Origin of the sequence: Paractinoplanes durhamensis (assembly GCF_016862175.1) — a bacterium.
Taxonomy (GTDB): domain Bacteria; phylum Actinomycetota; class Actinomycetes; order Mycobacteriales; family Micromonosporaceae; genus Actinoplanes; species Actinoplanes durhamensis.
Genome location: NZ_BOML01000079.1, coordinates 1 through 15598, shown reverse-complemented (window position 1 = coordinate 15598; position 15598 = coordinate 1). Strand labels below are relative to the sequence as shown.

The 15598-nt window shown below is 69.7% G+C and carries 16 protein-coding genes; 2 read left to right on the top strand and 14 right to left on the bottom strand.

The genetic code is table 11. The features are described 5' to 3' along the window. Positions 1 to 692: 692 nt before the first annotated feature. From nusB to aroB, 4 genes are all read right to left on the bottom strand, one after another. The gene (gene nusB / locus Adu01nite_RS43280) at positions 693 to 1103 is read right to left on the bottom strand and encodes a transcription antitermination factor NusB (protein WP_203735211.1); all 411 of its coding nucleotides are present in this window, start codon (positions 1101 to 1103) and stop codon (positions 693 to 695) included. Positions 1104 to 1128: 25 nt separating this feature from the next. Then, complete coding sequence (gene efp / locus Adu01nite_RS43275) at positions 1129 to 1686, bottom strand: elongation factor P (RefSeq protein WP_203735209.1); 558 nt, start codon at positions 1684 to 1686, stop codon at positions 1129 to 1131. Between the two features lie 66 nt (positions 1687 to 1752). Next, positions 1753 to 2187 (bottom strand): type II 3-dehydroquinate dehydratase, encoded by a 435-nt coding sequence (gene aroQ, locus Adu01nite_RS43270; RefSeq protein WP_203735208.1) that lies wholly within the window; start codon positions 2185 to 2187, stop codon positions 1753 to 1755. Then, positions 2184 to 3254, bottom strand: a complete 1071-nt coding sequence (gene aroB, locus Adu01nite_RS43265; RefSeq protein WP_239133159.1) for a 3-dehydroquinate synthase — start codon at positions 3252 to 3254, stop codon at positions 2184 to 2186. The genes aroQ and aroB overlap by 4 nt, the downstream gene beginning before the upstream one ends. Positions 3255 to 3365: 111 nt before the next feature. Between aroB and Adu01nite_RS43260 the strand changes: the two genes are divergently transcribed. Then, positions 3366 to 4076, top strand: coding sequence for a Clp protease N-terminal domain-containing protein (locus tag Adu01nite_RS43260; RefSeq protein WP_203735206.1), 711 nt, complete (start codon positions 3366 to 3368; stop codon positions 4074 to 4076). Positions 4077 to 4088: 12 nt separating this feature from the next. Here the strand turns inward: Adu01nite_RS43260 and Adu01nite_RS43255 are convergent, their stop codons facing one another. The 3 genes from Adu01nite_RS43255 to aroC are packed head-to-tail and all read right to left on the bottom strand — an operon-like array spanning position 4089 to position 6761. Then, positions 4089 to 5030 (bottom strand): NADP-dependent oxidoreductase, encoded by a 942-nt coding sequence (locus Adu01nite_RS43255; RefSeq protein WP_203735205.1) that lies wholly within the window; start codon positions 5028 to 5030, stop codon positions 4089 to 4091. 46 nt (positions 5031 to 5076) lie between these two features. Continuing rightward, the gene (locus tag Adu01nite_RS43250; RefSeq protein ID WP_203735204.1) at positions 5077 to 5583 is read right to left on the bottom strand and encodes a shikimate kinase; all 507 of its coding nucleotides are present in this window, start codon (positions 5581 to 5583) and stop codon (positions 5077 to 5079) included. Next, positions 5583 to 6761 carry a chorismate synthase gene (aroC, locus tag Adu01nite_RS43245; protein WP_203735203.1) on the bottom strand — a complete coding sequence of 393 codons (1179 nt, stop codon included), beginning with the start codon at positions 6759 to 6761 and terminating at the stop codon, positions 5583 to 5585. Before aroC ends, Adu01nite_RS43250 begins: the two co-directional genes overlap by 1 nt. A gap of 111 nt (positions 6762 to 6872) precedes the next feature. Between aroC and Adu01nite_RS43240 the strand changes: the two genes are divergently transcribed. Beyond that, positions 6873 to 8072 carry a multidrug effflux MFS transporter gene (locus tag Adu01nite_RS43240; RefSeq protein ID WP_239133158.1) on the top strand — a complete coding sequence of 400 codons (1200 nt, stop codon included), beginning with the start codon at positions 6873 to 6875 and terminating at the stop codon, positions 8070 to 8072. Here the strand turns inward: Adu01nite_RS43240 and Adu01nite_RS43235 are convergent. The 7 genes from Adu01nite_RS43235 to Adu01nite_RS43205 all read right to left on the bottom strand — a co-directional run. Continuing rightward, a complete protein-coding gene (locus Adu01nite_RS43235) occupies positions 8032 to 8853 on the bottom strand; it encodes a shikimate dehydrogenase (RefSeq protein ID WP_203735210.1) in 822 nt (273 codons plus the stop codon). The two genes, Adu01nite_RS43240 and Adu01nite_RS43235, sit on opposite strands and share 41 nt — an antisense overlap. Next, positions 8847 to 10037, bottom strand: a complete 1191-nt coding sequence (gene mltG, locus Adu01nite_RS43230) for an endolytic transglycosylase MltG (RefSeq protein ID WP_203735201.1) — start codon at positions 10035 to 10037, stop codon at positions 8847 to 8849. The genes Adu01nite_RS43235 and mltG overlap by 7 nt, the downstream gene beginning before the upstream one ends. After that, positions 10034 to 10492 (bottom strand): Holliday junction resolvase RuvX, encoded by a 459-nt coding sequence (gene ruvX / locus Adu01nite_RS43225; RefSeq protein ID WP_203735200.1) that lies wholly within the window; start codon positions 10490 to 10492, stop codon positions 10034 to 10036. The genes mltG and ruvX overlap by 4 nt, the downstream gene beginning before the upstream one ends. A 23-nt stretch (positions 10493 to 10515) precedes the next feature. Continuing rightward, complete coding sequence (gene alaS, locus Adu01nite_RS43220; RefSeq protein WP_203735199.1) at positions 10516 to 13200, bottom strand: alanine--tRNA ligase; 2685 nt, start codon at positions 13198 to 13200, stop codon at positions 10516 to 10518. Further along, complete coding sequence (locus Adu01nite_RS43215) at positions 13197 to 13466, bottom strand: hypothetical protein (protein ID WP_203735198.1); 270 nt, start codon at positions 13464 to 13466, stop codon at positions 13197 to 13199. Before Adu01nite_RS43215 ends, alaS begins: the two co-directional genes overlap by 4 nt. A 28-nt stretch (positions 13467 to 13494) precedes the next feature. Next, positions 13495 to 13944, bottom strand: coding sequence for a DUF948 domain-containing protein (locus Adu01nite_RS43210; RefSeq protein ID WP_203735197.1), 450 nt, complete (start codon positions 13942 to 13944; stop codon positions 13495 to 13497). Between the two features lie 67 nt (positions 13945 to 14011). Then, positions 14012 to 15598 (bottom strand): hypothetical protein (locus Adu01nite_RS43205; protein WP_203735196.1); only part of this gene is annotated, 1587 nt, incomplete at its 5' end.

Here is a 15598-nt window from a genome sequence, read left to right as displayed (position 1 = left end):
ACCAAGTAACCCGCGACCCCCGAGCCGGGCGGGCACGTCAACACCAAACTGCGAGCAGCTCGGTCACGTCCACGGGCTCTGGGCAAAAACGTCAACAACCTAAGCTTTTAAGCCTGCTCTTCAACAGGGTGGTCGCGGGCAGTTCACTGAGTCGGGGAATCCCTGAAAAGTCGGACACCATGTAGCCCGCGGCTCCCGAGCTGGGTAGGTACGTCAACACCGAACTGCGGGCGGCTCGCGGGATCTTGCCAAAAACGTCAAACTGCCGGTGCACCCCTAGTTAGGTAACTTGTTCACGGCGCGAGCGCGCAAGCTTTAAAAAGGTTTCCCCACGCCCCACCCGTACCCACCACGGGTTTGACTTTTTCATACGGCCGCGGGCGGCGCTGAATGTTCGCATGACCCACCACCCAGGCCCGCCCGGGTGAGTAGATCTCCTGGCTGTGCCACAGCGCGGCAGCCCGACCACTAGCCGTCAGGGGCCCGCCGACTGAACCGTGCACAAAGCAGCGGGCGACCGAAGTCCTGGCCGCCAGGTGTTCCCACGCAAGGTTGAGGGCCGGGGGTGACCACGCAGGGCATAGATGCTTTACCGCCCAGCGTGGTCACCCCCGGCCCTCAACCGTCCCAGAGCAAGAAAACCAAAGAAGCCGCCCAGCCCCAAAGGCCGGACGGCTCCGAAAAACCAAAACTCAACGAGAGGCAAACTCAGCAATCCGCCCAAGGATCCCGTTAAGAAAGCGGGGCGAATCATCGGTAGACATCTGCTTGGCCAGCTCAACGGCTTCGGTAATAGCAACCGGATCATCGATCTCAGGAACATAGAGCAGCTCGAACACAGCGATCCGAGCAAGGTTCCGATCAACGACCGGCATCCGCTCCAGAGTCCAGCCCTCAGCATAACTGGCCAGCAACTCATCAATCCGATCGAGATTCTTAGCCACGCCCTCGACCAGGGTAGTCGCATAGTCCATATGCTCAGGCCGAGGCTTCTCGATCCGCTGCAAATACGTCGCCAGCACCTCGCTCGGCGGCAGATCCCGCAGGTCGGCCTCATAGAGCACGTCCAGCGCCCGCTTCCGCGCCTTACGACGCGCAGGCATCTGAGTCTTAGGGGCTTCCGCCATATCAGGAACGACCGAGGTAACGGCCGTCGCGGGTGTCGACCTTGATCTTCTCGCCGGTGGTGATGAACAGCGGGACCTGGACGGTGGCGCCGGTCTCGACCGTGGCCGGCTTGGTGCCGCCGGTGGAGCGGTCTCCCTGCAGGCCGGGCTCGGTGTAGGTGACCTCGAGGAAGACGCTGGTCGGCAGCTCGATGTAGAGCGGCACGCCCTCGTGCGTGGCAACGGTCGCCTCGGCCTCGGGGAGCAGGTAGTTGGCGTTCTCGCCGACGGTGCCGCCGGGGACGCTGATCTGCTCGAAGGTGTCGAGGTCCATGAAGACGAAGTCTTCGCCGTCGAGGTAGAGGTACTGCATGGTGCGCTTGTCGACGGTAGCGGTGTCGACCTTGGTGCCGGCGTTGAAGGTCTTGTCGACCACCTTGCCGGAGAGGACGTTCTTCAGCGTGGTGCGCACGAACGCCCCACCCTTGCCGGGCTTGACGTGCTGGAACTCCACGACGGACCACAGATCGCCGTCGAGGTTGAGAACCAGGCCGTTTTTCAGGTCGTTCGTGCTAGCCATCTTGTTCTGAAGCCCTGTCTGCCTTGATCTTGAAAACTGTCGGTGACCGACCGAGTTTACCGGCGGCTACCCCGAAGCGCCCACTTGGGCTAGGTGCTCGAGCGCCAGCCGGTAACCGTCGACACCCAGACCCATGATCACGCCGGTGGCAACTCCCGAGATGACCGACTTGTGGCGGAATTCCTCGCGTCGGTGGGTGTTGGAGATGTGCACCTCGATGAGGCTTCCGCGAAGCATGGCGCAGGCGTCCCGGATCGCGATGTTGTAATGCGTCCAGGCCCCCGGGTTGAGCGCGACGTGCGCCCCGGCGTCGGCCGCCTCGTGCAGCCACTTGATCATCTCGAACTCGGCATCCGTCTGCCGGACCTCGACCTCGACGTCGAGCCGCTTGGCAGCATCGACACAGATCTGGACAAGATCGGCATAGGTCGTGTGCCCGTAGATCGCCGGCTCCCGGATGCCGAGCCGCCCGATGTTCGGCCCGTTCAGCACGTAGATCATCCGGCCACCTCCGCATACGCCTCGCGCAGCATCTCCTCGGTCGGCCCGGTCAGAATGCCCGGCTTCGCCAGGCCATCGAGAACAACGAACCGCAAGGTGTCGGCCCGCGTCTTCTTGTCGACGCGCATCGCGCCGAGGAGATCGGTCCAGGCCTCTTTTGAGTACGCCGTCGGCAGCGCCACGGTCGACAGAATTGAGCGGTGCCGGGCCGCTGTCTCGTCATCGAGCCGCCCGGACAACCGGGACAGGGCCGCCGCGAAGATCAACCCGACCGACACGGCGTGCCCGTGCTTCCAGGTGTATTTCTCGCGCTTCTCGATGGCGTGCCCGAGCGTGTGCCCGTAGTTGAGGATCTCCCGCAGGCCGGACTCCTTGAGGTCGACGCTGACCACGTCGGCCTTGACCTGGATGGCCCGCTCGACCAGCTCTTTCAGCACCTTGCCGGCCGGGTCGGCCACGGCGGCCGGGTCGCTCTCGACCAGCTCGAGGATCCGCGGGTCGGCGATGAAGCCGCACTTGATCACCTCGGCGAGGCCGGCGGTGAGGTCGTCGGCCGGCAGCGTGGCCAGCGCGTCGAGGTCGCACAACACGCCCGCGGGCGGATGGAACGCACCGACCAGGTTTTTCCCGGCCTCGATGTTGACGCCGGTCTTGCCGCCGACCGCAGCGTCGACCATGCCGAGCAGCGAGGTCGACACCGGCACCCAGCGCACCCCGCGCAGCCAGCTCGCGGCGACGAACCCGGCCAGGTCGGTGACCGCTCCCCCGCCGACGCCGACCACCACGTCGGTCCGGGTGAAGCCGGCCTTGCCCAACTCGTCCCAGCAGTGGGCGGCGACCGCGACGGTCTTGCCGCGCTCGGCATCGGGCACCTCGATCGCGGTCACGCCGGGCAGGCCGGCCGCGATCCGCTCGGCCCGCTCCCGCAACGGCGCCGCATAGAGCACCGCGACCCGCGCGGCACCCTCGATCATGCCCGGCAGCTCGCCGCTGAGATCATTACCGACCAGCACGTCATACGCCCGGTCTCCACCCACGTGAATGCGCGTCACCACGGAGGGAACCATAGTCCCGGGCTCTGACAGTTTGGCCGCGCCCGCATAGGGTTCCATCCCTCGGACGATTTACCCGGGGATGGGGTTATATCTTTATGCCCCCAGAGGGGTTACAACTGTCTCATGCCCAAAATCAACGTGTACCTGCCCGACGATCTGGCCGACGCCGTCCGCGACTCCGGCATCCCCGTCTCGGCGATCTGCCAGCGGGCCCTGGAGCAGGCGATGCGCCGGATGCAGGCGATCCGTGAGGTCAGCCTGAGCAACCTCGAGCCGGCCGCATTCTCGGAGCGCCTGCCGACCTTCACCGGCCGGCTCGTGATGGCGCTCAGCCTTGCCGCCGAGCGCGCCAAGGCGGCCGGCGCCACCGTCGTGACCACCGGCGACCTGCTGGGCGGCCTGCAGGCCGAGGGCAGCAACCTGGCGCTGCAGATCCTCACCGCGATGGATGTCGCGCCGGCCTCGCTCACCGCCCCGTCCACGCCGGAGCCCGGCCCGGCCGCGGACGGCCTGCGGTTCAGCACGCCGGCCGCGGTCGCGCTGGAGCTGGCGGTGGGCGAGGCGGTCGGCTTCGGCCACAACTACGTCGGCTGCGAGCACCTGATCGTCGCCCTGGCCGGCGAGCCGGACGGCGCCGCCGGCGAACTCCTGCGCTCCCGCGGAACCGACGCCCGCTCGACCCGCCGCGCGGTGGCCGCGGCCCTGGCCGGCTACGTCCACCTGCGCGCCAACACCGCCCAGGCCCCGGCGTCGTCGGCGCTGATGGCCGCGTTCCACGCCGAACTGGTGCCACTGATCGAGCGCCTCGAACGGCTGGAGGCCCGGGTCAACTGAGAGGGGCACGGATCAACTGAGCGGAGTGCGCAGCCCGGTGGCCAGCACGATCTTGCCGCGCGTGTGCCGGGCGGCCAACTCGGTGTAGGCGTCCTTGATCGCTTCCAGCGGGTAGACCGCGGCGATCGGCAGGAGGATGCGGCCCCAGGCCACCTCGCCGGCCAGGAAGGCCAGGATCTCGGCGTCGCTGCCGGCCGCACTGCCCTCGGTCTTGGCGCCGGCCTTGGCAGCCGCCGGGTAGTCGATGATCGTGTCGATGCGGGCCGGATCCACGCCGAGGTCGACGGCCAGATCCACGTACCCGTTCCCGTACGTGTCGATGAAAGCGTCGAAGCCGGCCGGGTACGCCGTACGCAACCGGTTGGCAAGATCGTCGCCGTAGGCGACGGGAGTGACCCCGACGGACCGCAACCAGGCCGCGTTGGCCTCGCTCGCGATGCCGACGACGTGCGCGCCGGCGTTGCGGGCCAGCTGGACCGCGATCGAGCCGACGCCACCCGCCGCGCCGCTGACCACGACCGTCTCGCCCGCGGCGGGTTGCACGGCACGGACCGCGGCATAGGCGGTCACCCCGGCCACGAAAAGGCCCCCGGCTCGAATCCAGTCGAGGGCCAGGGGCTTGTGGGTCAGGTGGTCGGCCGGGACGACCACGTGGTCGGCGTGCGAGGAACGCCGGTCGGACCAGCCGAGGACCTCGTCGCCGACGGCGAACCCGGTGACCGAGCCGCCCACCTCGACCACCCGGCCGGCGAAGTCGCTGCCCTCGCCGGACGGGAACGTGGCCGGCCACCGGTCGTGCAGCAGGCCGGTGCGGATCGAGATCTCGCCGGGGTTGATGCCGGCCGCGACCACCTCGACGAGGACCTGGTCGGCGGCCGGTCGGGGTGGTTCGACGTCCTCGATGCGCAGGACGTCCACGTCGCCGTACTGATCGAAACGAACCGCTCGTGACATGCCGTCAGTCTTCCCCGCGGCCGGCCCGATCATCTCGTCTCGTCGGTCACACCGCTTTCAGCAGGGCGGCGACCTCGGCCGAGATGTCCTCGGGCTCGCGGCCGTCGGTGGCGATCGTGTGGGTGGCCACCGACGAGTAGAGCGGGCGGCGCTGGTCCATCAGGTATTTCAGGGTGGCGCGCGGGTTCATCGCGAGCATCGGGCGGCCGGCGCCGAGGCCGACCCGCTTCACCGCGTCGGTAAGCTCGACCGACAGGTAGACCACCGTGTGCGGCTTGAGCAGGTCGCGGGTGCCCTCGTGCAGGATCGCGCCGCCGCCGAGGGCGAGGACACCGCCGAAGTCGGCCAGCGCGGCCGCGATGGTTTCCCGCTCGTAGGCGCGGAACGTCTCCTCGCCGTCGTCGAAGAAGATCTCCGGGATGGGCTTGCCGGCCCGCTCCTCGATGATCGCGTCGGCGTCGGCGAACGGGACGCCGAGCAGCTCGGCGACCATGCCGCCGATGGTGGTCTTGCCGGCACCGGGCGCGCCGACGAAGACGGCGACCGGTGCCATCAGCGGATCACCAGATTTTCCACGTAGGTGGCCAGGTTGCGGCGGATCTCGGCGACCGAGTCGCCGCCGAACTTCTCGACCGCGGCCTCGGCCAGCACCAGGGCCACCATCGCCTCGGCGACGACCGCGCCGGCCGGCACCGCGCAGACGTCGGAGCGCTGGTTGATGGCGGTGGTCGCCTCGCCGGTGGTGATGTCGATGGTCTGCAGGGCGCGGTTGAGCGAGGAGATCGGCTTGAGCGCGGCGCGGACCCGCAGCGGCTCGCCGTTGGTGATGCCGCCCTCGAGGCCGCCGGCCCGGTCGGTGACCCGCTTGACGCCGTCGGCGGTCGGGATGATCTCGTCGTGCGCCACCGAGCCGCGCGAGCGGGCCTGGGTGAAGCCGTCGCCGATCTCCACCCCCTTCACCGACTGGATGGACATCAGGGCGGCGGCGAGCCGGCCGTCCAACTTGCGGTCCCATTGCACATGAGACCCCAGGCCTGGGGGTACGCCGTACGCCAGCACCTCGACGATGCCGCCCAGCGTGTCGGCGTCCTTCTTGGCCGCGTCGACCTCGGCGACCATCCGCGCACTGGCCTCGGGGTCGAGGCAGCGCAGCGGGTCGGCGTCGATCCGGTCGAAGTCTTCCGGAGTGGGGATCAGACCGGTCTTGGCGGCCACCGAGCCGAGCTCGATCACGTGCGACACGATGTCGATGCCGAGGGCCTGCTTGATCAGGGCCTTCGCGACCACGCCGACGGCGACCCGGGCGGCGGTCTCGCGGGCGCTGGCCCGCTCCAGGATCGGGCGGGCGTCGGTGTGCCCGTACTTCTGCATGCCGGCCAGGTCGGCGTGGCCGGGGCGCGGGCGGGTCAGCGGCTCGTTGCGGGCCTGCGCGGCCAGCTCCTCGGCGTCGACCGGGTCGGCGGCCATGACCGTCTGCCACTTCGGCCACTCGCTGTTGCCGATCCGGATCGCGACCGGGCTGCCCTGGGTCACGCCGTGCCGGATGCCGCCGATGAGCTCCAGCTCGTCCTGCTCGAACTTCATCCGGGCGCCGCGGCCGTAGCCGAGCCGGCGGCGCGCGAGATCGCGGCCGATCTCGGCGCTCGTCACCTCCACCCCGGCGGGAACTCCCTCGAGGAGTGCGACAAGAGCCGGGCCATGGGATTCACCTGCGGTAAGCCAGCGCAACACGGGTCACAGTCTGGCACGCCGGTGGTGGTGGCCGCCGCGACCCCGGCCGCGTCCCGCTCAGCGGAATGAAAGAGCTGACCGCCGGTAAAGGTCAGAGGTATGGTCCGGCGCGTGACCCAGGCCGAGGTACGCCCACGCGGCACCCTGCTGATCGTGATGCTCGGCCTCGTCACCGCGATCGGCCCGCTGTCGATCGACATGTACCTGCCGGCGTTCCCGGCGATCGCCGACGATCTGGCCGTCCCGGCCGCGCAGGTGCAGTTGTCGCTCACCGCCTGCCTGATCGGCACCGCGCTCGGCGGGCTGGTGTGCGGCCCGCTGAGTGATCGGTGGGGACGGCGCAGGCCGGCGGTGGCGAGCTTGGCCGCGTACGCAATCCTCTCGTTTCTGATCGCTCTTTCGCCCTCGGCGCCGGTTTTGATCGGTTTGCGGGTGTTGCAGGGGCTGGCCGGCGGCGCCGGGATCGTGGTGGCGCGGGCGATCGTGCGGGATCTCTACTCGGGGGTGGCGGCGGCGCGGTTCTACTCGCGGCTGACGCTGATCTACGGGCTGGCGCCGATCCTCGCGCCCAGCATCGGCAGTGCGGTGCTGCGGTTCACCTCGTGGCACGGCATCTTCGTGGCGCTCGGTGTGCTCGCCGTCCTGCTCACCGTGCTGCTGGCGCTGCGTCTGCCGGAGACCCTGGGAGTGCCGGACCGCACCGGTGGTGGGCTCGGGCGGACGCTGCGGCTGGCCGGGCCGCTGTTCCGCGATCGCGCATTCGTCGGTTACACGCTGGCCCAGGCATGCGCATTCGGCGCGCTGTTCGCCTATCTGTCGAATTCGTCGTTCGTGCTGCAGGACGGGTACGGGTTGTCGTCGACGACGTTCGGCCTGCTGTTCGGGGTGAATGCGGTCGGGCTGACGTTGACGAGCCAGCTCAATGCCCGTTTGCTGAACCGGTTCGGCACTCGGACCCTGCTGATGGCGTCGCTGGCCGTCCAGGTCGTCGCCGGGGTGATCCTGGTCGGTTCGGCGCTGGCCGGGCTGCTGATCGGGGTGATCGCGGGCCTGTTCCTGCTGGTCTGCACGATCGGGATGTGCCAGCCGAACGGCACGGCGCTGGCCCTCGACGGGCACGCCGATCGGGCCGGGACGGCGGCCGCGGTGATGGGCTCGGTGCAACCGGTGGTGGCGGCCGGGCTGGCCTCGCTGGCCGGGCTGGGCGCGATCGGCACCGGGGTACCGATGGCGTTGGTGATCCTCGGTTCGGCGCTGGCCGCGCTGGCGACTAGCGCTGCCGCGCCGCCTCGAACAGCGCTGCCCGCATAGCCGCCTCGGGCGCCGTCTCGACCCCGGTGAACTGCTCGAACTGGCTGAGCGCCTGGCCGAGCAGCAGGTCGAGGCCGGAGACGACGGCAATGCCGTTCTCCTCGGCCGCCGCCGCCAGGGGCGTGGGCCACGGGTCGTAGATCGCGTCGAACAGCACCGTCCCGGGCCGCCAGGTGACCTCGAGGGCGAGGTGGTCGGCGGCGCCCTTCGGGACCGTGGAAATGACCGCGTCGGCGTCGAACAGTTTGGCCGCGTCGGCCCACTCGGCGCCGTTGATCCGCAGGCCGAGGGCCTCCGCGGCCGGGCGCAGCTCCTCCCGGGCCGCCGCCCGCCGGGTCACCACGGTCACCTCGGTCGCGCCGAGCTGGGCCGCCGCGCCGAGGGCGGCCCGGCCGGTGCCGCCGCCGCCGAGCACGGTCACCGCCGGGGACGGCCGCAGACCGGCGGCGCGCAGCACCCGGACCATGCCGATCACGTCGGTGTTGTCGGCGTGCCAGCCGTCGCCCCGGCGGACCAGGGTGTTGGCCGCACCCGTCGCCCGCGCCACCGCGGTGGCGCTCGCCGCCAGGCGGAGCGCCTCCTCCTTGAGCGGCATGGTCAGCGAGAGCCCGGCCCATTCCGGGCCGAGCCCGCCGAGCACCGCGGCCAACTCGGCCTCGGCGCACTCGATCGCCACATAGCTCCAGCCGGTGAGGCCGGCCGCCGCGAACCCGGCGTTGTGGATCACCGGGGACAGCGAGTGGTTGATCGGCTTACCGAGGACGGCGGCTCTGGTCAGCAGAGTGGCACCCCGTTCTTGCAGGCGGTCTGGATGTTCTTGTCGTGCTGGGTGAGGCTGTCGGTGAAGGCCGAGTGGCCGGCCTTGTCGATCGCCACGAAGTAGAGCCAGTTGCCGGCGGCCGGCTGCATCGAACCCTGCAGGGCGGCCTGGCCGGGGCTGTCGATCGGGCCGAGCGGCAGGCCGAGCTTGCTCTTGGTGTTGTACGGGTTCTTCGGGTCGTCCAGCTCCTGCGGCGTGAGCTTGCCGGAGTGCTTGGCGTCCTTGCCGTTGAGCTCGAGCCAATAGTTGGCGGTCACGTCGAACTGGAGCGGCATCTTCGCCTTGTACGCCCGGTTGTAGGCCACCCGGGACACCTTCGGCAGGTCCTCCGGCACGCCCGACTCGGCCTGCGACAGCGACGCCACAATCAGCGCTTCGTACGGCGAGACGGACAGCGTGTTCTGCACGTTGTCGACGAAGCCCATCTCGGTGGTGACGTCGACGAACCGCTTGACCATCACGCTGAGGATCTGCTTGGCGTCGAGCTTCGGGTCGAACTCGTACGTGTCCGGGAAGAGGAAGCCCTCGATGCTGGTCTTCGCGGCCGGCTTGCCGTCCCGGCGGTTGAACCAGAACGGCGGCACGCCCAGGTCGGTCGGCGATTTCGCGGCGGTCTGGAAGTCCTTGAGCGGGATCTTGGTGGCCTTCGCCAGGATGCCGAACGCCTGCATGCTGGTGGTGCCCTCGGGGATGGTGACACCGGCGGTGATCCGCGACTTCGGGTCGAGAAGCATGGTGACCGCGTTCTTCGCGGACATCTGCTTCTTCATGTTGTACGTACCCGATTGGATGTTCTTGCTGCGCGGGTTCTCCCCGGCCGCATTGACGAACGCCTTGGTGCTTTTCACCACGTCCTTGTCGACAAGGGTATTGCCGATGTCGGTGAGGGTGGCGTCCTTCTCGACCGTCACCTGAACCGCATCAGTTCCCGGTCCGTCGTAGTCGGCCGCGGTGAAAAATCCCTTCACCTTGTTGTAGCCGACGAAGACACCGCCGCCCAAAAGCGCCAACAGAACAAAAGCCATCAAAAAGGCGACGCCGGACTTACCCGAGCCCTTTTTGCCCTCGCGGCCGGCACCTCGCCGATGGCGAGGCCGTCCGCGTTCGGCGTGCTCGTCGAACGCCAGGTCCAGCTCGTCGATCATCTCTGCCTCCGCTGCGCGTCCAGCCAGCTCTGCAGGATCTCCACCGCGGCCGCCTGATCGACGACCGCCCGCTGCCTCTTCCCACGCACGCCACGCTCGGCGAGCCTCCGGGTCGCGACCACGGTCGACATCCTTTCGTCCGCCAGGGCGATCGGCACCTGGCCGATTGCTTCCGCCAGTCGCCCAGCGTACGCACGAATGTCGATGGCGGCAGGGCCCTCGGCGCCGTTGAGGCGCACCGGGAGCCCCACCACGATCCCGACCGCCTCGTGTTCCCCCACGAGACGGACGAGTTCAGCTATGTCGCTAGGCACGGCATCGGCTGCCGCACCCATGTCACGGGGCACCGTGACCAGGGGGGTGGCCAGGATCCCGTCAGGGTCGCTGACGGCGACCCCGACGCGCACCTTACCGACATCGACGCCCAGCCGCCTACCCCGCGACAGTGCGCTCATGCGGTCACCCTCCGTGATGATTGTCAGCCGGCGGCGTCCGCCACCGCCTTCTCCACCGCCGCGAGCAGCGTCGGAACCTGGTCCGCCGGCACGCCACCACCCTGCGCGAGGTCGGCGTTACCGCCACCCCGGCCGGAAAGCGCGCCCTTGACCAGATCCGCCGCGGACAGCCCACGGCTCTTCGCCGCTCCGTTGATAGCTACGATCAGCGACGCCTTACCGTTCGATCGGGACGCGACCGCGACCACCGCCGGGCGGCCGGCATCGATCTTGCCCCGAATCTCCTGGGCCAGGGTACGCACGTCGTTACCCGCCGCACCCTCGGGTGCCTCGGCTCCGACATACGCAACGCCACGCAGGTCACGCGCCTGCTCGGCGAGCGCACCCGCACCACCCAGCACCATCTGGGCGCGCAGCTTCTCCAGCTCCTTCTCCGCGTCGCGCAGCGCCGTCACGGTCTGCTCGACCCGCTCGGCGACCTGGTCGCCGGGCACCCGGAACATGTCGGCCAGGCGCGCCACCAGCAGGTGCTCCTTGGCCAGGAAGCCGAACGCATCGATGCCGACGAGCGCCTCGACCCGGCGCACCCCGGCCCCGATCGACGCCTCGTTGAGGATCTTCACGAGGCCGAGCTGACCCGATCGGGCCACGTGCGTGCCGCCGCAGAGCTCACGCGCGTAGTCACCGACTTCAACCACCCGGACCTCATCGCCGTACTTCTCCCCGAAGAGGGCCATCGCGCCGAGCCGGCGCGCTTCCTCCTGGGAGGTGATGAACGCGTGAACTTCGAGGTCACGCAGCAGCACCTCGTTCACCTGCTGTTCGACATCGTTCAGCACCGTGGGCGAGACGGCCCCCGGCGTGTTGAAGTCGAAGCGCAGCCGGCCCGGCGCGTTCAGCGAGCCCGCCTGGGTCGCCGACTCGCCGAGGAAGTGCCGCATGGTCTGGTGGATCAGGTGGGTCGCCGTGTGCGACCGCGAGATCGCCTTACGCCGGGTGATGTCGATCTCGGCCTCGGCCGACTCGCCCGCGCGCACCTCGCCCCGGATGACCCGCGCCTTGTGCACGATCAGGCCGGGGAGCGGCTGCTGGACGTCGACGACCTCGAGATGGCCGCCGCCGACCTTGATGATGCCGGTGTCGGCCTGCTGGCCACCGCCCTCGGCGTAGAACGGGGTGGTGTCGAGGACCAGCTCGACGAAGTCACCCTCGCCCGCCACCTCGAGCCGGCCGCCGTCGCCGATCAGCGCGCGCACCCGCGACTCGCGGGTGACCTCCTGGTAACCGGTGAACTGGACCGGGCCGCCCGCGTCGAGCGCGCCACGGTACGCCGACAGGTCGGCGTGACCCGTCTTGCGCGCCGCGGCGTCCGCCTTCGCGCGGGACCGCTGGTCGGCCATCAGCCGCCGGAAGCCGTCCTGGTCGACGTCGAGGCCCTGCTCGGCCGCGATCTCCAGGGTGAGGTCGATCGGGAAGCCGTAGGTGTCGTGCAGCTGGAACGCCTTGTCACCGGACAGCTTCGACCGACCCGATTTACGGGTGTCGTCGATCGCGACGTCCAGGATCGTCGTGCCCGCCCGCAGCGTGGACAGGAACGAGTCCTCCTCGGCGTACGCGTACGTGGAGATCCGGCCGAACTCCTCGGCCAGCTCCGGGTACGACGGCGCCATGCAGTCGCGCGCGATCGGCAGCAGCTCCGGCAGCGCCGGCTCCTGCCAGCCGAGCAGGCGGATCGACCGGATCGCCCGGCGCATGATGCGGCGCAGAACGTAGCCGCGGCCCTCGTTCGACGGGGTCACGCCGTCGCCGATCAGCATCAGCGCGGTCCGCACGTGGTCGGCGATCACCCGCAGGCGGACGTCGTCCGGGTGGGACTCGCCCGCGACGTGGCCGGAGTGCGCGCCGTACTGCTTGCCGGTCATCTCCGCGGCCCGCGCCAGGATCGGCCGGACCTCGTCGATCTCGTAGAGGTTGTCGACGCCCTGCAGGATCGACGCGATCCGCTCCAGGCCCATGCCGGTGTCGATGTTCTTGGCCGGCAGGTCACCGACGATCCGGAAGTCCTCCTTCGACTTCACGTCGGTGATCTCGTACGTCATGAAGACCAGGTTCCAATACTCCATGAACCGGTCCTCGTCGACCTCCGGGCCGCCGTCCTTGCCGTACTCCGGGCCGCGGTCGTAGAACAGCTCCGAGCACGGACCCGCCGGCCCCGGGATGCCCATCGACCAGTAGTTGTCCTTCTTGCCGCGGCGCACGATGTGGTCGACCGGCACGCCGATCTTGCGCCACATCTCGAACGCCTCGTCGTCGTCGAGGTAGACGGTCGGCCAGATGCGCGACGCGTCGAGCCCGAAGCCGCCCTGCTCCACCGAGTTGGTGGACAGCTCCCAGGCGAGCTTGATCGCGCCTTCCTTGAAGTAGTCGCCGAACGAGAAGTTGCCGTTCATCTGGAAGAACGTGCCGTGCCGTGAGGTCTTGCCGACCTCGTCGATGTCCGGCGTCCGGATGCACTTCTGCACGCTCACCGCACGCTTGAACGCCGGTGTCTGCTGGCCCAGGAAATAGGGCACGAACTGCACCATGCCGGCGTTGATGAACAGCAGGTTGGGGTCGTCGATGGCCGGCAGCGGGGCACTCGGCACGACCGTGTGCCCGTTGGCCTCGAAATGCGCCAGATAGCGCCGCTTGATTTCCGCCGTCTTCATCGGTTGCCCTCCCGAGCGTCCTGCTCGTCGTCGTCTTCGTACAGCTCACCCTCGGCGAACGCCTGCTGGATCTGCTGTTCCCGCTCCGTCATGCCGTCGCGGACGTCATCCACGAAGCTACGCATCGACTCGACCAGACCGCCAGCGGATTGCGACAGCGAGGTGGCGATGCCGGACGGGGTGAATTCGTTCGCCTTGCGGGTGAGTTTGCGAACGACCAGGGCGCCGACGGCCAAGCCGACGCCCAGCCACAGCAGGCGCTTCATTGCGGTGCCTTCCTCTTCTTGAAAAGACTTAGCGGGCCGACTTGCGGCGCTGCTTGATGGTGGAGCGGACCTCGCGGTCCTCGTCGGCGCGCTTCCGGTTGTTGACGGCCTTGCGCAGGCCGTAGCCCAGCGACGCGACCTTGACCAGCGGGTTCGCCGCCGCGGCGGCCACGACCGTGGACAGGTTGGCGGCGTTCGCGGAGATGTGCGCGACGTGCTCGGTGATCGTGTCGACCTTGGCCAGCTGCACGTTCACACCGTCCAAAGAGACCTGCACCTGGCCGAGCGCGGTGTTCACGTTCTCCACCGTCTCGTTGACGTTGCCGAGCAGCGGGCCGGTGCGGTCATTGAGGTCGTTGATCGCCCGGGTCGCGGCGTCGACCGTGCGGCCCAGCTTCAGGATCGGCACGGCGAGCACGATGACGAGCATCAGGAAGGCGCCCGCCGCGATCAGACCAGCAATTTCTCCGGCGTCCATGTGGCGCTTCTCCTCTACGGGTGGCGAGTCAACGTGCAGACCCTACCGTCCGTGACGTTCGCCCGCTTCACGACGCCGCGGGTGTCGGCTCCAAGAGGGGATCGGTCGGCACGACCCGGTCCGGAGTCTCCCCGACCAACGGTTTTTCCTCGTTCTTCGGCTCGCCACGGGTGTCGATGATGGCGTTCTTCACCTTGATGCTGACCGTCGAACCCTCGCACTTGCCCGCGGGTGCGGTGGTCGCCGGTGCCTCGGTGATCGTGGTCGGATCCTGCGCCGCCACCTGGTCGATCATGCAGTCCGGCAGCCGCACCCACAGGTCCAGAGTGAACTCGTCCCGCTTCCAGCAGCTGTAGGTGCCCTGGTCGGCGGCGATCTTCGTCTCCGGGCACTCGGTCACCTTCCACGGTGCCCAGCCGGCCGCCTTCAGCGCCGTCGTGTAGGCGGCGGTGGTCTCCTGGAACGACTTGGTGGAGTCCACCTCGCGCTCCCGGAACCGGCAGTCGAGGAAGCACCAGCTGCTGCCGCTGCCCTGGTCATCCACCTTGGTAGCGGCCCACGAGGGCACGTCGAGCGCGTCCAGCGAGCTGAACACCGGGTCCTTGCTCGCCGACCGCAGCCCGAAGATCGCCGGCAGCACGACCAGCACCACGATCGCGAGCGAGACCAGCGTCACGACCCGCAGCCGGCGCTGCGCCCGCATCCGGGCACGAATCTCGTTGCCGGCCCCGCGCAGCCCACTCAGGGTCTCCGGGTTTCCGTCCGGCGTCGCCGGGCGGGTGGCCAGGCTCGGCGTGGCGCCGGCGGCTTTCGCCGCGGCCGCCTTGGCGCCGATGACTTCACCCCTTGGGGGTACGCCCTGAGCAGCCGTACGCGACTCGACGGCCGACCTCTCGCCCGCCCCGGCCACCTTGACCGCCGCCGACGCCACCCCGACCGAGGCAGCCCCCACGGAAGCAGTACCCACGGGAGCGGCTACCGACGCGGCACCCACCGAAGCAGCGCCCACCGAGGCGGCACCGACCGACGCGGCACCTACCGACGGCGCGGCCACCGAGGCTGCGCCCACCGAAGCGGCGCCCACCGAGGCGGCACCCACCGCGGCCGCGCCGGACGAAGCCGTTCCGACCGAGGCACTGCCGACCGGCGCCGCGCCCGCGGCGATCGCGGCCGAGGCCGCGCCCACCGAGGCGGCACCCACCGGTGCGGCCGAAGCCGCGCCCTTCGCTGCCGCGGCGCCGAGCGCCCCGGCACCCATCGCGGCGGCACCGAGCGCGCCCGCGCCACCGCCCGGGCCACCCTTGCGGCCGCCGGCCGGTCCACGATCGCCGGTGCCACGCCCGCCCGAACCGTTGGCCACGCCACCGCCGCGCGGGCCGCGACCGGCCTGGCCGGCGCTGCCGGGACCGCCCTGGGCCGGACCCGCGTCCGGCCGCGCACGCTTACCGGTGCCGGTCTGCCCGGCGAAGCGCGAACCACGCTCACCCGGCTCGGCCCGTCCGCCCTGCGCCGCAAAAGCCTGACTCTGCTCGCCGAGATCCGCCGGCCGCCCACTCCGCGCGCCCGGACCAGCCGGTCGCCCGCCGAGTTCCGGCTGCCCTGCCGGACGCCCGCCGAGTTCCGGCTGACCTCCCACACGGCCGCCGAGGTCTGC